The sequence below is a fragment of the Candidatus Hydrogenedentota bacterium genome, assembly GCA_012523015.1.
GTDB lineage: Bacteria > Hydrogenedentota > Hydrogenedentia > Hydrogenedentales > CAITNO01 > JAAYBJ01.
This window is the reverse complement of record JAAYJI010000082.1, coordinates 1-16,639: the sequence shown is the minus strand read 5'-3', so window position 1 is coordinate 16,639 and position 16,639 is coordinate 1. Positions and strand designations below refer to the sequence as shown.

General features: G+C 49.1%; 15 protein-coding genes and 1 pseudogene. 8 read left to right on the top strand and 8 right to left on the bottom strand.

Annotated features, from left to right (window positions below; genetic code table 11):
* The 7 genes from rpsE to rpsK form a co-directional block, all read left to right on the top strand.
* Nucleotides 1–127: 30S ribosomal protein S5 (gene rpsE, locus GX117_03800; protein ID NLO32467.1), on the top strand; the 127-nt coding region annotated here is incomplete at its 5' end.
* 72 nt (nucleotides 128–199) lie between these two features.
* A complete protein-coding gene (gene rplO / locus GX117_03795; protein NLO32466.1) occupies nucleotides 200–652 on the top strand; it encodes a 50S ribosomal protein L15 in 453 nt (150 codons plus the stop codon).
* Nucleotides 653–701: 49 nt separating this feature from the next.
* Nucleotides 702–2,036 (top strand): preprotein translocase subunit SecY, encoded by a 1,335-nt coding sequence (secY, locus tag GX117_03790; GenBank protein ID NLO32465.1) that lies wholly within the window; start codon nucleotides 702–704, stop codon nucleotides 2,034–2,036.
* A gap of 131 nt (nucleotides 2,037–2,167) precedes the next feature.
* Nucleotides 2,168–2,944: a type I methionyl aminopeptidase gene (gene map, locus GX117_03785; protein ID NLO32464.1), complete on the top strand. Its 777-nt coding sequence runs from the start codon at nucleotides 2,168–2,170 to the stop codon at nucleotides 2,942–2,944.
* A 55-nt stretch (nucleotides 2,945–2,999) separates the two neighbouring features.
* Entirely contained in the window at nucleotides 3,000–3,215 is a 216-nt protein-coding gene (gene infA / locus GX117_03780; GenBank protein NLO32463.1) for a translation initiation factor IF-1, read from the top strand.
* 127 nt (nucleotides 3,216–3,342) lie between these two features.
* On the top strand, nucleotides 3,343–3,714 hold the full coding sequence (rpsM, locus tag GX117_03775) for a 30S ribosomal protein S13 (GenBank protein ID NLO32462.1): 372 nt from the start codon (nucleotides 3,343–3,345) through the stop codon (nucleotides 3,712–3,714).
* A gap of 56 nt (nucleotides 3,715–3,770) precedes the next feature.
* The gene (gene rpsK / locus GX117_03770) at nucleotides 3,771–4,190 is read left to right on the top strand and encodes a 30S ribosomal protein S11 (GenBank protein NLO32461.1); all 420 of its coding nucleotides are present in this window, start codon (nucleotides 3,771–3,773) and stop codon (nucleotides 4,188–4,190) included.
* Nucleotides 4,191–5,259: 1,069 nt separating this feature from the next.
* On the opposite strand, the pseudogene GX117_03765 reads toward rpsK, so the two are convergent.
* Nucleotides 5,260–5,361: pseudogene (locus GX117_03765) on the bottom strand (FmdB family transcriptional regulator).
* Nucleotides 5,362–5,370: 9 nt separating this feature from the next.
* Between GX117_03765 and rplQ the strand changes: the two are divergent.
* Nucleotides 5,371–5,745, top strand: a complete 375-nt coding sequence (rplQ, locus tag GX117_03760; GenBank protein NLO32460.1) for a 50S ribosomal protein L17 — start codon at nucleotides 5,371–5,373, stop codon at nucleotides 5,743–5,745.
* 256 nt (nucleotides 5,746–6,001) lie between these two features.
* Here rplQ and GX117_03755 read toward each other — a convergent pair whose 3' ends face one another.
* The 7 genes from GX117_03755 to GX117_03725 all read right to left on the bottom strand — a co-directional run bounded on the left by GX117_03755 (nucleotide 6,002) and on the right by GX117_03725 (nucleotide 16,154).
* Nucleotides 6,002–7,336, bottom strand: a complete 1,335-nt coding sequence (locus GX117_03755) for a hypothetical protein (GenBank protein ID NLO32459.1) — start codon at nucleotides 7,334–7,336, stop codon at nucleotides 6,002–6,004.
* Nucleotides 7,337–7,535: 199 nt separating this feature from the next.
* The gene (locus GX117_03750; GenBank protein NLO32458.1) at nucleotides 7,536–9,302 is read right to left on the bottom strand and encodes a VWA domain-containing protein; all 1,767 of its coding nucleotides are present in this window, start codon (nucleotides 9,300–9,302) and stop codon (nucleotides 7,536–7,538) included.
* Between the two features lie 2 nt (nucleotides 9,303–9,304).
* Nucleotides 9,305–11,710 carry a tetratricopeptide repeat protein gene (locus GX117_03745; GenBank protein ID NLO32457.1) on the bottom strand — a complete coding sequence of 802 codons (2,406 nt, stop codon included), beginning with the start codon at nucleotides 11,708–11,710 and terminating at the stop codon, nucleotides 9,305–9,307.
* 2 nt (nucleotides 11,711–11,712) lie between these two features.
* Nucleotides 11,713–12,132, bottom strand: a complete 420-nt coding sequence (locus tag GX117_03740) for a biopolymer transporter ExbD (protein NLO32456.1) — start codon at nucleotides 12,130–12,132, stop codon at nucleotides 11,713–11,715.
* Nucleotides 12,129–12,872 (bottom strand): MotA/TolQ/ExbB proton channel family protein, encoded by a 744-nt coding sequence (locus tag GX117_03735; protein ID NLO32455.1) that lies wholly within the window; start codon nucleotides 12,870–12,872, stop codon nucleotides 12,129–12,131. The genes GX117_03740 and GX117_03735 overlap by 4 nt, the downstream gene beginning before the upstream one ends.
* Nucleotides 12,873–13,122: 250 nt before the next feature.
* The gene (locus tag GX117_03730) at nucleotides 13,123–13,908 is read right to left on the bottom strand and encodes a glycerophosphodiester phosphodiesterase (GenBank protein ID NLO32454.1); all 786 of its coding nucleotides are present in this window, start codon (nucleotides 13,906–13,908) and stop codon (nucleotides 13,123–13,125) included.
* A 572-nt stretch (nucleotides 13,909–14,480) separates the two neighbouring features.
* Nucleotides 14,481–16,154 (bottom strand): CocE/NonD family hydrolase, encoded by a 1,674-nt coding sequence (locus GX117_03725; GenBank protein NLO32453.1) that lies wholly within the window; start codon nucleotides 16,152–16,154, stop codon nucleotides 14,481–14,483.
* Nucleotides 16,155–16,639: the final 485 nt, after the last annotated feature.

Here is a 16,639-nt window from a genome sequence, read left to right as displayed (position 1 = left end):
CACCAAATCATTGGGATCCGACTGCGCTACGAACATTGTGTGGGCGACCATTGAAGGATTAAAGATGCTGCGCAAAGCCGAAAGAGTGGCGGCTGATCGCGGTTTGGATATGACTGAAATTATCTAAAGCCTACGAAACTATTTGTAGAAACGATTACTTGCTCGGTACTGCTCAACCGATGGAAGGATATAAAAGAAGATGGATCTGCATACAATAAAAAGTGCGCCGGGCGCACGTAAAGGAAAAAAGAGGGTTGGTCGCGGTCATGGCAGCGGCTGGGGCAAAACAGCCGGCCGTGGTCATAAAGGCCAGAAATCCCGTTCGGGTTACACCGAAAAAGCCGGTTTCGAAGGCGGACAGATGCCCTTGGGGCGTCGCCTGCCCAAACGAGGCTTCCATCATGAAAACAGACATCCCTTTTCCGAACTCAATTTAGATGTTCTCGATGCCGCTTTCAATGATGGAGACGAAGTTACTCTTGAAAAGCTTCTTGCCCTCGGTATTATTAAATCGTCTAAAGGCGGTGTAAAACTTTTAGGGCGCGGCGAAATCACGAAACGACTTACGTTGAAAGTACAAGCTGCAAGTGCCGGCGCGCGCGCGAAAATTGAAGAAGCCGGCGGCGTCGTGGATATTGTAGCAGTAAGTTAAATTATAGATGACCCGTTATTTATAGTTGGACCGCTAAGGAGCATAAACTGTGGCCGAACCAATTGAAGCCTTTAAAAACGCATTTAAAATTCCGGAACTAAAAAGCCGTATCTTTTTTACTTTGGTCATGTTGGCTATTTATCGTCTTGGCGCGCACGTGCCTGTGCCGGGTGTCGACGGCGGCGCCTTGGCGAAAATGCTGGGACAAACCGGCGGCCTCCTCGGACTTTATGATATGTTTTCCGGCGGTGCATTTAAAAATGCAACCGTATTCGCTTTAGGGATTATGCCCTATATTACAGCATCGATTATCCTGTCCTTGTTGGTGAATGTGATTCCTGCTTTGGAAGAACTGCAGAAGCAAGGTCAAGAAGGACAGCGTAAACTCAACGACTATACGCGCTACGGTACCATCCTATTGTGTATCGTTCAGTCTATAGGAATTGGCGCTTATCTGCAAAGCATGGGACCGGACATCGTTCCCCGCCCCGGTATCTTTTTCCTCGCACTGACCATGATCACGCTGACAGCGGGCACCGCTTTTATCATGTGGATCGGTGAACAGATTACTGAATCGGGCATCGGTAATGGGATGTCCCTGATTATTTTTACGGGTATTATTTCCGAAATGCCTCGGGCAGTGGGCAATCTTGCCAGTCTTCTGCGCAACGGACAAATAACCATGGCGACAGCCCTTGTGCTCGCTTTCATGATGGTCTTTGTTGTGGCCGCTGCTATCGTGATTACCACCGGTCAACGTCGTATCCCCGTGCAATATCCCCGACAAGTTAAAGGGAAACGTGTTTCCGGCGGACAGCGCACCTATCTGCCTTTACGTGTGAATCAAGCCGGCGTGATTCCCATCATCTTCGCCAGTTCTATTTTGATGCTGCCCAACTCGTTAATCCAAAATCTTTCTATTCCTTGGCCTTGGCTTGAAAGGGCTTTGGCTACAGCTATGAATCCTTTAGGCTTTGTCTATAATGCGATTTACGCGCTCTTTATTATCTTCTTCTCCTTCTTCTATACAGCCAGCACCTTCCGCCCCGCTGAGATGGCAGACAATATGAAGAAATATGGCGGCGTGATTATAGGCGTGCGCCCAGGGAAAGCAACGGCCGATTATCTGGGCCGTATCATGAGCTTGGTCACGTGGTCAGGGTCCGTATTTCTTGCTGCCGTAGCACTGATTCCCGTTGTTATTGTGCAACTGCTCCGTGTTCCGGATATGACAATTGCACACTATTTTGGCGGTACGACCTTGTTGATTCTCGTGGGTGTGGCATTAGATACAGTCAAGCAAATAGAACAACACTTGGTTATGCGCCACTATGAAGGTTTCGGTAACGCTCGTGGCGGTCGTATCCGTGCACGAATGCGCTAACCCATGTTGGTGTGTTACCAAAAATATGAAATGTCTACTGAAATTGTGTTAAACTATAGAGCCGATTCCGTACGGTTCCGGGTGCCGAAGTGGGAGCGCAAGAGGATAGATCTGAATCTCCGGAGAGCGAGATGATTAGCATTCGGTCGGAAAGAGAAATTGACCTTTTACGCCAAGCGAATCAGATCGTTGCTGCAGCCCATAAAAAAGTGGCAGAACTGATTGCCCCCGGAATTACGACGGAAGAACTTGATCGTGCAGTCGAAAACCTGATCTTGGATGCGGGCGCCACGCCCGCCTTTAAAGGCTACCATGGCTATCCTGCATCGATTTGCGTGTCCATTGATGAAGAAGTCGTTCACGGTATTCCGAGCAAACGCAAACTTGCTGCCGGACAATTGGTTAGCGTCGATATAGGCGCTTGTTATAAAGGATATTACGGTGATGCGGCGCTGACCCACGCTTGTGGTTCTGTTGATGAGACGCGGCTCCGCTTACTTGACATTACCGATCTGGCGCTATCCCGTGCTATACGGGTAACGAAAGCCGGAAACTATTTGAATGATATTGGCATCATTGTGGAACAGACCGCCGTTGATGCCGGGTTTAGCGTGGTTCGCAATTACGTTGGTCATGGTATTGGTGTTGAAATGCATGAAGATCCTCAGATCTTCAATTTTGATGCAGGCGAACCCGGACCACGTTTAGAAGAAGGTATGGTGCTCGCCATTGAACCCATGGTTAATGCCGGCACCTTTCAGGTTCGTGTTAAACCGGATAATTGGACCGTGGTTACTAAAGACGGTCAACCGAGCGCTCATTTTGAACACACCGTGGTGGTTCGAAAAGATGGCGCGGAAATTTTATCGTATTGCGACGGGCCCATTTGGGGCGTTCGCACAGATTAAGAATTATTCATTTTGAAAATTCTTTGAGAAATGAATGGATTGTGATGGTATTTAAATGAAAGAAGAGGCCATAGAAGTAGAAGGCAAAGTTACTGAAACTTTACCTAACGCCATGTTTCGTGTCGAATTAAGTAATGGCCATAGAATACTTGCTCACGTTTGCGGTAAGATGCGCATGCACTACATCCGTATTCTGCCGGGAGATACCGTGAAAGTAGAAATGTCCCCTTATGATTTGAGTCGTGGTCGTATCGTCTACCGGCAAAAGTAACGCTGCCCTGCTTGGGTGTCACGTTGCCGACTAAATATTCAGTTCAAAAATCGAGCATAAAAACTAGGTAACCGGGCTCAGCCATTGCGCATGGCCCATACAATGTTATATACGGGAGTTAAATTACATGGCACGTATTGTTGGTGTGGAACTGCCGCGTGATAAACGCGTTGAAGCAGGATTACAGGCAATTTACGGCATTGGCCCTACGCGCGCCAAAGAATTGCTTACAAAAGCCGGTGTCAATCCGGACACGCGCGTTCGTGATCTTAATGATGAAGAAGTCAATAAGATCAGCGGCGTAATCCAGAGCGATTATAAGGTGGAAGGTGACTTGCGCCGTGAGACCAATGCCAACATCAAACGGCTAATGGATATCGGTTCCTATCGTGGCATGCGCCACAAACGCGGACTGCCTGTGCGCGGACAGCGAACCAATACCAACGCGCGGACCCGGAAAGGCCCGCGGCGCATGGCTGTCGTTAAGAAGAAATCCTGATCCGGTCTTTAATCCTGATCCGTCGATTTAATTACAACACACTTCAAACATGGTGAATTGCCAGGAGAACAACGAAGGTGGCTAAAGAAAAACGCAAATCTAAGATTAAGAAACGTAAAGTACATCTGAATATCACTTCAGGCGTTGCCCATATTCAGGCAACGTTTAACAACACCATTATTTCCATTACCGATCCGCAGGGCAATGTCGTTTCTTGGTGTAGCGCGGGTCAAGTCGGTTTTTCCGGATCCCGTAAAAGCACCGCCTTTGCAGCCCAGTTGGCAGCGGAGCAGGCCGGTAAAAAAGCTTTGGATATGGGGTTGCGCGAAGTGCGCGCTTATGTCAATGGTCCCGGCTCCGGTCGCGAATCTGCTATTCGCGCAATCCAAGCTTGTGGGCTCAACGTCACGTTGATTCGTGATGTGACTCCTATCCCTCATAACGGATGCCGTTCTCCGAAAAGGCGGCGCGTCTGAGTTTGGCAACTATGGGGACAGGAAAGCAGTTTATGCGCCTGTCACGTGGTGTGTTGGTAAAGTTTAATTAGAGTCAAAGTCCGGAAAGGCGCGAAACCATGAGCGAAAGAGAATTCAGCATTCCCAAGATGTACAATTTGGAAGAGGATGCTACCGACTATAGTGCGCGCATTATTGCTGAGCCCTTTGAACGCGGATACGGCACCACTGTTGGGAACGCCTTAAGAAGAGTGTTGTTGTCTGCGCTTGAAGGCAGTGCAATTACTGCCATACGTTTTGAAAATATCCCCCACGAATTTTCCGCGATCCCCGGTGTGTATGAAGATACGACGGATGTGGTGCTTAATTTGAAGCGCTGCAGAATTCGCTTGAACGAAGGGGAAAACCGTATTTTTACCTTCAGCCATACGGGTGAAGGCGAAGTGACTGCTGCAGACCTTTTTGAAGGGCAGCCCATTGAAGTGATTAATCCTGATCTGGTCGTGTTTACCGCTACACAAAGCGATACGGTCGTTGAGATGGAGATCAAGGTTGCTAAAGGGCGCGGCTACGTGACCGCTGATCAATTTGAATTTGAACATGCTCCTTTGGGAACTATTTATCTGGATGCTAACTTTTCACCTATCGTCAAAGTGAATTTTCAAATAGAAGATGCACGTGTTGGACAAGTGACCGACTTTGACCGTTTGGTGCTTGATGTACTGACCGACGGCAGTATTTCGCCTGCTGATGCAGTAAGAAGTGCAGCCGCTTTATTAATCCGACATCTAGATATTTTTACGCTTAATCCCTCTGAAAAACATCCTGACGCGGATCAAGAGCTGCAGGAGCAGATGGAAATGATGCGGTTGTTTGCGCGGCCTGTTGAGCAATTGGAACTGAACGTACGTTCGTCTAATTGTCTTAAGGCTGCCAAAATCGCTACTGTTGGCGCTTTAGTTTCTTTGACCGAAGCGCAATTGATGGAATTGCCCAATTTCGGCAAAAAATCTTTGGAAGAGATTTATTCGGTGCTCGAAGCGCATAAGCTCAGTCTCGGAATGAATGTGCGGATGCCTGAGAACATGTCCGAGGACTTACTTGCAGCGGATGAAGCCCCAAAAGATCCCGATGAGGAAGAATTATTAAACGAAGATGATGACGGCGATTTTGCCGATGACATGGATGAGGATGAATAATTATGCGACATCGAAAAGCAGGTAGAAGACTAGGCAGAGACACCGCGCACCGCAAAGCCACAATGAAGCATCTTGCTGTGGCATTGTTTAAACATGATGCCATTGAAACCGGCGTATACAAAGCCAAAGAATTGCGTATATTTGCTGAGCCGCTGATCACCTTGGCAAAGAAAGACACCGTCGCCAATCGTAGACTTGCTTTTGCCAGATTACGAGATCAAGATGTTGTCCGTAAATTGTTCACGGTCATCGGTCCCGCCTTCGCAGATCGTCCCGGCGGCTATACGCGTATTATGCGCCTTGGCCGGAAATTAGGTGACGGCTCCGAGAATGCCCGTATCGAATTGGTTGGTCTGGGCGAATATAAAGTGGATTGACCTTATCACCGCCCCGCCAAAGAATACGCTTAGAGATTGAATCAACAGCAACGGTTTAATGCCGTTGCTGTTTTCTATGGGGCGCGGGTATGGCTTATTGGAGAAGGGTACACACCGCCCGGTGAGGGCAGCGCCACTCTTTCCAAAGTCCTTGTAGCGGCTCCGCCGCCGTGTTACACGTGTATGTTGATACTACACGAGGCACTCCTTCGGCGATTAGCCTTTCACTGCATGGCCTATTTACAGTGCAGCTCTCTTATTTGAACCAAGGATTAAGGTCAATGCGGGTATAGGGGCGGTCTGTCGCTGTTACCGGTGGATTGTTGCCTGCATTAGCAACGTAGACCACATTATTGGTCGGATCAAATACCATGGAGTGGAGCGTCGCATCATTGTATACGGGTGTGGTGGCGAGCATTTCGATAGCTTCCTTTACATCCACTGCGCCGACTCGTTTTTCAATTTCTTTGCTTATGCATTCATAGCGCTGCCAGGTGTTCTGTCCTTTTAATAAGGGCAGCAAAGTCTCCACATCGCTTTCCGAGCTAATCGTGATATTGAATTCCTCACCCATGGCAATACCTAAGCGCAGCAATTGATCCATTCCAACAGGGTGATTGGTACGTCTTACCACGTCCTTCATTCCCCAATGGCCGGTCCGTTCATTTTCTTTTTCATCTTCGGGACCGTACACAGTGCAATATTTGGCGTCTGTTTCGAGGGCGCGCCCGTCGGGAATCTTTCCGTCACCAATAATAAAATTCCAGCCGGTGGTCCGGGAACAGTTTTCCATAAACGCGACCGATTCATCAAGGGTACTGCAGGTTTCGAGGAGCAGCCGCATTTGCAAGAAGAGGGGGAGTCCGTCAAAGGTAACATCGGGGGAGGGCAGCGTCATCTCGCCCATTGTAATGCCTTGGCTATTCATACCGCTAACACTACCTATGCCGGCAGCCCATCCGATCATCATGAAGGGCTTCCCTCCTGTGGGTCGCCACACCAAGATGAGATGGCTGTCTTGGGCATCCCCTTTGATATTCCAATCCAGATTGCGGCCGTGCAATAATCTGCCGTCTGTAGTCCACTTACCCCAACAAGCGAAGTTCGAGCATGCAGGCGGTCCATCCGGCGGGAAATGTAGAATTTCGGCTTGTGTGATTCCGAGCCGAATTTCTTCATAGGTGATGTCGTATCCCTTTTCCTGAACGCCGCGGGTAATGCCGCGCAATTCCTCTTTCGCCGATTCAGGGAAAAACGCTTCCATTCGCGCCGACTGAGCATTCACATACTCTTTTGAGTAGCCGCGATTCCAAAGAGCTTTGGGCATATAGCCTTCTCGGATTATATGATGGATCTCTTTGGCAAGCAGTTTTCCATGTTGGTAGCCCATTTCCTCCGGCGTACCTTCCATGACCAGCACAGGATGTTCTCCAACTTGGTACAGCTTGCCTGCTCCTTCTTCTGCGACACAGGTTACTTCCGGAGAATCTACGAGTACCACTTCTTTGGCGTGACTGATGGCTGTGATTCCCAGCATGATCATCAAGACATAGAAAAAAACAAAAAAACGAAAGCGGTGTGCGCTGTTCATGAGAGACTCCTTTCTCGAGCTTAGGGCTGGTTGTAGCATTAAATATTCGACTGGGCCGTGGCGATGCCGGTTTCATACGTGGACGGGAGATCCGCGTAATATGGACTTGTCTTGAACAAGTAGCAGGAGCAGCGCTTCTTTGTTTTATACTGCCGTTACTGCTTGGGATTGAAATTGGGGTGGGGGAGACAAGGCGTCTTTAAGGCGAGTAGATCGTGGTAATAGCATACTTTCGGGAAAGTACATCCAGCTCATCCAGCAATTCGGGAAGCTCTCCCTTTTTAGAAATTTCACCTATTAGATGATAGGCCTTTTGAAATGCCCAGCCATGGGCCACGTTATCATTTCCTGCTTGAGCTTGGCTAAGATCAGCACGAAATAATAATTCTTTGAAGCGGCCGCCGCCATAGCCGGTGATACGTGCCACAAAGTGTTGATCTTTGCCCGGTTGGTAGCGCCCGTAAAGTGTGACGGGCCGGTCTTGGAAAAAGTCAGGAATGATTCTGGGATAAAGCTCTTCTTCGATAATTTTTCCGTAACGTGCATTAATATTAATTAATAAAGGATCAGCGAACTGAGCGGCAAAAGCTTTCAGATCGGGGCTGATCGTAGAAATCGTATCAGAAACGAAGGCCTCGCCTTTGTTGCGGTAAGCCAATAAATCCATAAGGTAGCGGTTAGACGTATTACCTGCGCCATAAGCAAAAATACTGTTGCCGAGTTTGTTGATGTTGGTGATGTGGTTGATAATTTCACGGCTGTCGCGCACGCCTGTAGTGGGTCGTCCGTCGCTGATCAACAAAATAATGCTGGCACAGTCTTCTTGCGGATGAAGTTCAGCAATGGGCAATAAACCGTTATACACATCGGTCTGTCCTCGTGATTCCAAACCGGAGAGGAACTGCTTGGCTAAAAGGATATTTTCCGGTGTTGCGTTAATAGCGTTTTCTTGAAAGGAGGTAACCGTGTCCCTGAAAAGGAGCAGATTAAAGCGATCATCTGGGCGGAAGCTGTCCAACACTTCATGCAAAGCGCGCACAGTAAGATCCAGCTTCCGTTGAAGAATGCTGCGGGAAGCATCGACGATAAAGGTGACGTTTTTGGGTGTCGCCGGTAAGACGCTTTCTCCTTTGGGGAGGATACGTAAGCGAAAATATCCCGGCTCAGCCGGATCCGGAAGGTAGGTATCCAAATGAATATCCACCAGATCATCCATAAAGGTAAAGTTGCTTTCCTCTTTCGCTTTGAGCGTTTCCGCTTTTAAAGGTTCCGCTTGAACCCGCTGTTCCAGTTGTGGAAGCGTGACGGTCTGTTCCTCCGGCGCCGGCGTAAATACCAACGCTTCAAAGGCGGCTCCTTCTGCGCCGCTCGATGTATCATCGTCTTCGGGCCCCGGTACGGTTTGTACGAGAAAGCCGGGCCCGATGCGCGCCGGTTCCAATTGGATATCTTCAGGCGCTGCGTTTCTACTGCGCTGCGCGGGCAAGGCACCTTCGGGCAAGACAAAGTCCGGACCCGGCCGCACCAATCGCCGCGCAATATCAATATCTTTTCGTGCAGTCTCTTCGGCTATCTCCAAAATTCGCGCGTCGACAGATTGGAAAGTTTCAGGTTCCGGCGTAAGTTCTCGTATATCGTTGTCCCAGGGTTGATCACTCCGTTCTGCGAGGTCAGGAGTTTCCACAAGGGGCAGCGTCAGCTGCGGATCAAGGTGCAAAGTGCCCTCTGTTTCCATAATTTCTGCATCCATACTTCCTTCCGAGAGGGCCGGCGCTTCTTGTCCGGGCTGCTGCTTTTTTGCTTCGTAGTGATCTTCCACCAAATCCACATGATACATTTGGGAGATAGTCGGTATAAATCGCTGCGATCGCATGAGTATGACTGTGGGCGAGATCCACAAAAGCAGTAGGTATAAACAGCCGGTGAATACGATAGAAAGGATCAGTATGGCGCGTCGGCTCAGCATGGCTATTCCGCGGTCGTGTTCGGCGCTGCTTCGCCCGGATGTTTCAATACGTTTCGCACATCCTTGACTTGCGGCGCATCGGGGTAGTCATTGATCAGTTCGCGAAAAATACTGTGCGCCTGATCTTTTTGATCCAATTCTAAATAACAATTCCCGGCGCGCCAAAGCGCTTCAGGCGACAGCGTTTCATGGACGAAAAGAATGGCCAAGCGCATGTAATGGCGTGCGGCGAGCTCTTTGTCTCCGCGTGTTTCATAAAGGGCGGCAAGATTGAATCGGGCCCTGGCGGATTGTTCGCCGCCATCGAGGTGGGTAGCATCTTCATAGACACGTTCCGCCTCTTCATATTCCGTTCGTGTTTCATAGAGTTTACCCAAACGGTTATGGATTTCCGCATTGCGCAGGGGAACGGGATCGGTGGTGATGGCGTCTTTATAATAGGTGATAGCTTGATCAAAGGCTTCCAATTTCTCCTCGGCTTGACCGAGAATATAAAGGATATCACCACGTTGCTCATACAGGGGATACACTTGCAGCAGGGTCGAAAAAACCTCTATGGCCTCCTGCTCACGTTCAGCTTGATTCAGCCATTGAGCACACCAAAGATAAGCTTCCACCGGCAAAGGGCTTTCGGGATACTTGTGGATCAGTTGGAGAACGCCGGCGGCGGCTTCTTCAAAATCTTTTTGTTCGTAACGGGCCGTCGTTAATCCTTGTATGATTGCGGCCGCGAGGGCATGGTCAGGATTAGCGGCGAGGGCGGCTTCGTAGGCTTCAATGGCTTTGAACGGATCCTTGTTTTGGCGCAGTTCAAATTCGCCAATTCGGAAATAGCTTTCCATGGCATACTTGCCTTCGGGATATTTTTCAAGGAGTTGATGAAAAGCGGTGCTACTTTCTTTGTAATCTTGCATGTTATGGAAGGTGACGGCAAGCCGATACAGCGCCTCTTCTTCCAACGCCGGATCGTTCCCTTCTTTTTCGAGAATACCTTTGTAATTGGCGAGGGCATCCGCAAAGTCCTGGGCTGTAAATCGTGCGTCACCCGAACGGATCATAGCTTGTTCCGTGAGGCTGTGCGCGGGATATTGGCGTGTGAAACTTTCGAAGCTCCGCGCTGCTTCATCACCAAGCCCTAATTGTGCGTAACATTCACCCATTTTGAAAAGTGCTTCAGCAGAAAATTCGCCGGTACCGTAGTTTTCCACGACCGCTTGAAAATGCTGCAGCGCCATTTCGTAATCGCCGCTAAGGACTTCCAAGGTGCCTAATAAATACAGCATTTCCCCATAATGAAGCGAGTCCGGATATTGTTGAAGAAATAGCGACACCGTCGACTCGGCTGCACTGTCCTCTCCGGAAAAATGCTGTGCCCAGGCTGTTTTATAGCAGGCTTGTTCCACAAAGGCAGATTCTGGATATTGTTGAATTAATTTGGCGTACCAGCTGAGCGCTTCTCCATAGCGTTTTTGTTGGTACCGGCAGTTTCCTTGCAGATAATAATATCCCGCAACTTGCGGCAGCGCGCCTTCCCCTTGGGTCAAGCTGTCAGCCAAGGTGAAGGCATCGTCATAGCGGCCGCCGTGGTAGAGCGCCCAACTGTAGCCGTAATCGGCGCGCCGTGAAAATTCTGAGTCGGGATAATCGGCGCGCAATTGTTCATATGCACCCAGTGCCGCTTCAGTCCAGCCCAATTTATCGAATAACTCTGCTGCGCGAAATCGGCTTTCCATACGCAACCCATCGTCAGCATCCGTATTGTTTGCTGCAGCGGAAAAGGCCTGAGCCGCCTTTTCGTCATGTCCTCCGTTCAGATAAGCAAAGCCCAATTGATATTGGGCAAATCCGACAAGTGCCGTATGGGGCAGTTCTTCAACCAGTGTGGAGAAGCGTGCGCATGCCTGCTCATTGTTGCCTGTTTCCGCATAGGATCGCCCGGAATAATACAAGGCTCGGGCACGGAGAGCTTCCGGCGTTTCTTTACCGATCACGTTTTGCAAGGCTTTCAATGCATCTTCATAATTGCTCATGAAAAAGTGCGCTTCGCCCGTGCTCACTTGAGCCTCGCGGCGCAATGTTTGGGAAACACTATACGTGAGGGCATGATCAAATGCTTGCAGAGCCTTTTCATAGGATTGCAGCGCAATGGCACAGCGTCCCAGACGTAACCATGCTGTGCCCACTGCATCTGTTGTTTCTGAGGCAGCGGACAGATAATCCTCATATTCTTCCATAGCCTCTTCATAAAATCCCCGTGCAAACAAACCATTCGCAAAATCGAGTTGACTTGTATCCGCTTCGGCCAAGGCGATTGAGCCGAGCAGCGCCGGGAGCAGGATCAAAGCGCGGCAGCCTAAACTAGTGAAAGTGGCGCAGGCGTTGTGAATATAGCGTATGGCTGCGGTCATCCCTATTGATCCTCTTCACGGAGTGCGGCAAAGGCGACATTGGGTATATCTGCCTTGCGGCAGCAATCCAGTATTTGAATCGCCTTTCCCAGATGGGCGGAAAAGTCGCCGCGGATAATAACAGAGCCGCCGGGGAAATAGGCGGCAACACGATTCAAGGTTAATTGCAAATCATCCAAAGATAAGACTCGTTCGTTTACGGTGATGACCCCTTCACTGCTCAAATTAATGAAAATTTCACCTTGAGCCCGTTCACTGTGCCGCGCCGTATCTGCCGTCGGTAATTGTATATCTACTTCGCTTTCCAAGGTGGCATAGACCGAAATCCACATGAAAAAGATCAAGGTTAGAAACACAATATCGATCAACGGCGCCATTTGGATGCCTTCTGTTTCTTCTTGAAAACGGTGACGGATTTTCATTGCGTATCCTCTTCCATCAGCAGTTCAATGAAGATACTGGCTTGTTCCTCAAGATCAGCGATGATGCGGATAACGCGACCGCGCAAATAATAATAAATGCCCATGGCGGGGATGGATAATACGAGCCCGCCCGCCGTGGTAATCATCGCCATGGAAACGCTGTACGCCATGGTGATCCCCTTTACTTGGGCCGGGTCGAAGGCGATTGCGCCGAAGGCATTCATCATGCCCCACACCGTGCCCAACAGCCCTAAAAGAGGCGCAGTGGTTCCAATGTTATTGAGGTATGAAATACGTTGCCACAAGGCGGCGGCACTGCGTTCACCTTCGCTTTCCATGGCCTCTTGGATAACCGAACGGCTGTGTCCTCTCATTTTCAAACCTGCTGCCAGCACACGCGCCAGAATTTCGTCTCGTTCCAAGCACATATGATAAGCCCCTTGAATTTCGCCCGCCTTCACTTGGGCGACGGCGCGTTTCATGAGTGCAGGCGGGATCTCGCGATGGGAGCGGACTGTGAACAACAGGTAGAGTGCCAGCACGATTGCCACAAAGCCCAGTCCCATGATGACCCACAAGATAGCGCCGCCTTGTTCGATCATCATGCGCAGGGTAATGTGTTCGGAAACGGCCATGACCGCAGGGGAGTCCGGATCCGCTACCGCAGCGCTGTCCTGCGCGAAACAAGGTGCCGCTACTGCCGCCACAAGCAGAAGCGACCAGATTAGTTTCTTCATCATCCAAGATTCTCCTTCAACAAATCGCTCCTTATCCCAAGGCGCGTATCAAGGCTTTAGTTGATCGTACAAGAAGCTGATGCCCTGAAATGAACGGTGCTGCAGCTCCCAAAACGGAAAACAATGGCACGGCAAAGAAGTCGTAGCGGGCTTAGCCATTCCAGATCTATGCCGTGTATTCACTCATCTGTATTAATACCTTTAATAGGCCAATGGTTGCATATATTATCGAAATTAAGGATTTACGCAAAATCTATTTTGCATATTCTTCTAAGACGCGTTGGCACAGATCCAAATCATCGGTAAGAATATAATCAACGCCCGCCTCGGCAAGGCTTTGAATCAAAGGCTCCTTTTGGGCGCCAAAAAAGTTAACCCAAACTCCCGCGGCATGGAGGCGGTCCACATCTTCTTTTAATCCTGTCAGCCCTTGCCCCAGATGTATTTGGATATAATCGGCTTTCAGTTCAATGGTCTGCTCCGCATAAGATTCTCGATTTGCGCCTTGGCGATCCATATTACAAATTTTTATCTCCGGTACCTCTGCATGGGCTTCTTCGGCCTGTTTTATGGTACACGCCAAGAAACAATGTTTCAGTTTGCCCATGCGTTTAATAACACGGGCCGTATTCAATGCGACGCCCGGAGAATTTTTTAAGTGAACGTTACATAGTATGGATTCCGGAATGATTTCCAACGTTTCTTCTAAGGTGGGGACCTGTTCCCCCTTGAAGCTTTCATTGAACCATGAGCCGGCATCGAGCGCCCGGATTTCGTCAAAACTTAATTCAACTACCTTACCCTTCCCATCAGTCGTTCTGTCGACGGTGGAATCATGCATGATAACAAGTTGCCCATCTTTCGTCGCCTGCACGTCAAATTCGATCATGGGCGCTTTTTTCTCTACAGCCAAACGAAATGCGGCTAAGGTATTTTCAGGGGCACAGGCTTGATCGCCGCGATGGGCACAAGCTTGCGTAAGATCACCGGGATTGTTGGCCGTGACCGCGACCAAGGAAAGCAGAATCGTGAGAAGCATTCGATTAAACTCCTTCAGTTTTAAATCTATATCGGAATCACTTGTCAAAAGCTTATCATACAGAAAGGAGTATCAAGGTACAACCCTTTCCCGACCTTTTCTGTCTATTCCGCAAAGCACTTTATGGTGTGCCAAGTAAGCATGATTTGCAACCACAATATGTAGTGTTCGTGTGTTAGGTTGCGCCTTGTGGTTTTGTCTATATATTGTGTTTTATGAAATTGTCTTTTTTTAAATCCACAATATGTGCTGATTGGGTTTAGAAAAATAAATTAAATAATACTTGACTTTCACTACATGTTGTGGTAGTATAGAGGTGGAGTTTGAAACCGAAATACTGGTTACCGGACTACCACTTGCGCCTTTCTCAGCCCTGGGCGCAAGCCTGATCCTGAAACCGTGCTCCTCCTTGAGTCTGGTAATACAGCGGTTCCAACCCCGCCCCACCGTAATGGCGGCGGCGGGTAGCCCAAGACCCGCCGCCCCTCCTCTCCCTTCTTGCTTTTTTTAAACACCGTACCAGCAGCCCGTGCTGAAATAAAAAGAAAGTCTTTATCGCATCGCCGGCCGTGTTATTGCGTCGGCACGGGCACGATTAACACGCTCGGGTAATCCTGCGTGCAATGGACGCGGTTGTGTGCAACACGCATCTCCTCGCCCTCTTTGGGATGATCGGCACCGGTGTTGACGTTGACTTCAAAACGGGGATAGTTGCTGCTCGAAATATGTAAGCCGATGCGATGATCTGTATTAAATACCCACGCCGTACTCCACAGATCAATCTCCAGTTCCACCACATCCTCCAAGCCTTGCAATGGCGGAGCAATGGTATCAAAACCACTGCGTGTTTTTACCCGTCGAATATGATCTAAGACAAGAATTTCACGTTCGTCGCCTAGCGGATAGATGTCCACTAATTTGGCAGTAAAATCCGTATCCGGCGCATCAGACGACACATAAAGAATTACTTTGACGCGCCCAATAACTTCAACAGGCTCCTTCAGAGGAGCCGATACAAAGTGGAGAAGATCCTTTCGATGTTGGCTGAGTTTGCGTTGATCATAGGGACCGGAAGGAAGATTGGGCAAAAGGTAAGCGCCGCACAAGGTGGGGAAGGGGTCTTGGGGATCGAAGGTAAATTCAAGGGCTTCGCTGTTGTCTGTTGTTGCTTTCTCTTTTAAGCTTCCGTCGGCACAGAGATAATAGCGCGTGTCTGTGGTGGGGCAGGGCGGCCAGGTTGATGCTGTGCGCCATTCATTTCCCGGCGCATCGGGGGCTGTATCATCACCGAAAACATAGTAGTGAACTTTTGCCATACCCTCAAGGGCGCTGGTATCGCCTTTCAGATGATAGTCAAAGAAGCGGTTGCGCAGTATATAATTCGAAAAGTCGTTGCGATTCTCTTTGTAATGATAGTCGGGGCTCATGTCGCCACGATGGGTGTCCCACTGCATGACGAGATAGTTGTTGCCTTTGGCGCCGGATCCACCTTCTGTTTCGCGGGCAAGGAATCCTTCCAGCGTTCCTTGTTGAAAGATGTCGTACCAACTGCCGCAAAAGACGGCGGGCGCTGTAATGGATCCAGCCTTTGCCACCGTATTGTAATAGGTCCAATAGTCGTTATATTGTGGAATTTCTTTATAAACATGAATGGTGGGCACTTGACCCAATACAGCGAGCCATCCTTCCGTTAAATTTTTGCGGAATACGCCGCCAAGATAAACCACATCGAAATAGAAATTGGAGGGGACTTTATTGACAAATTGGGCGCTGATATGGGGAGTCGTTGGCGCCATCAACATTTGGGTCATGGCGAGTGCGGAGGTGCCGTTGGTTCCTATTTTGCCGTTACACCACGCTTGTTCTTTAATCCAGGTCACTGTATCGGCGCCATCGTGTAAATTGGGACGCCATCCGTCCGAAAAAAATACATGATTGTCGCCTTCACTGGCGCCAAAACCGCGCACATCTTGGACAACCGCGACATAGCCGTCTTTGATGAATCCGTTCATATTCATGTTACGGCTGTAGAGGCTGCGTTCCAAGATAACGGGCCACGGACCCTCCCCATCGGGCAAGTATACATCGGTTGCCAACAAGGTGCCGTCGGTCATAGGTACTTTATAAAAATGGTAGTTTCCTGCCGTGGTCTGGTTTTCAAAAAGATAGAAGCCCTGCGCTGTGGAGGATAGAATGATTCCGATGGAAAGCGCTAGGAAAATCTGGAGGGGCAGTATTCGTTTCATGTTGCGCATCTCCCGCTGCTGACTTTAAAACTCATTAAAATAACTTGATTTCAATTATACACCAGTTCTTTGATTCAAAATAAAGGAGGGGCAGGTTCAAGGTTGAAATGCAACCGATCCCCAAAAGAGGACATCACAGAGATCTTCGGTACAATAGTTCTGTTGAAACACCCGAAGGAGCCCATACTGTCCCATCACCATTTACACGAGATGGCTGTATAAAATCGGAAACATTTAAAAGCCAAGGATTGAGTAACTGGAAAATAGCTCTCGGATACTCGGGTTTCATAAAATTCGTAGGGTCGTGAATTGCGCCATACTCGTGTACGCAGTCGCTCGTGTTACGTGTTGCTACGTTCAGCCACAAACGCCCATGCAAGTTTGTTGGGAGACGCGTTTATGAAACACACAAACCCTCCATAACAACCGGATCAAAAACGGGGTGCTTGACACAGGTATGAAGGATTGTTGAGGACCTAAATAAT